Annotated in this window: 1 protein-coding gene; it reads right to left on the bottom strand. The window is 62.5% G+C overall.

All coding sequences use genetic code 11. The features are described from left to right. Positions 1-297: 297 nt before the first annotated feature. Positions 298-1,004 (bottom strand): site-specific tyrosine recombinase XerC (xerC, locus tag AACQ38_RS23675; RefSeq protein ID WP_165579241.1); only part of this gene is annotated, 707 nt, incomplete at its 5' end.

Raw genomic sequence — 1,004 nt, forward strand, 5'->3', positions numbered from 1 at the left:
CTTGTGCGCCACTCCCCGCAATGCCGACCCGCGGGGGCGCAAGACATAATGCCAATTATACGCATTAAGCCGCTCATCAATGCTCAGGCGGTTGCCCGGGCTCACCGGCGCAGTGCGTATAATTCCCTCGCATTATGTTCAATAGGCGTTGGGCGGCCTGGACCGGCTCAGCGGGGACGCCGGGGTCTGGGCCGCCTGACGACTATTTACCCCCGCGTGCACCGATGCCGACGGGCAGTCCGGCCACGGTCTGCCCCCACACCGAACCCGCCCAACTCAACGGGGGCATGCGGACGCTCAGCGGCTATCGGCGGTTGAGGTCGGCTCTGAACTGTCCGGCGGCGTGTCCGTGCCGGCGTTATCGTCGGCGTACAGGTCGGCCAGTAAACCCACCTCATCGGCGTCGCGGACTTTTTCGTCGGCCATTTGCTCCGCCGGATGCGTACTGGCGTGTACCGCCTGCAAGGCCCGGATAGAGACCTGCGTATACACCTGGGTGGATTCCACGCTGGCATGGCCTAACATGGCCTGTATCCAGCGCAGGTCCGCGCCGTTCTCCAGCATTTGGGTCGCCATCGCGTGCCGAAACAGGTGGCAGGCACCTTTTTTCTCAATGCCGGCGGCCCGGATATAACCGCTCACGGCATGGGTGATACCGTTCGGCTGCAACCCGTCGAGACCGTCCATTGCCACGAACAGCGACTGGATGTCCGGGGTGACCAGCAGTTGCGGGCGAACCTGCTGCTGATAGAACTGGAGCCAGTTTAAGGCTCGTTCGCCGAGGGGCAATACCCGGTCTTTATTCCCCTTGCCCTGCCGGATGGTCACGGTTTTGCGTGACCCGTCAATGCTGTAGATATCGAGCCGGGCCGCTTCACTGCGTCGTATCCCTGTTGACCAGAGCAGCTCCATCAGGGCCCGGTCGCGCGCGCCCTGCAACGTATTCGGGTCAGGCAGCGACAGGATATGCTCGATTTCATCAATGCTCAGGATATACCGCGGCA

The organism is Photorhabdus sp. RW14-46, from assembly GCF_963887965.1.
GTDB lineage: Bacteria > Pseudomonadota > Gammaproteobacteria > Enterobacterales > Enterobacteriaceae > Photorhabdus > Photorhabdus laumondii.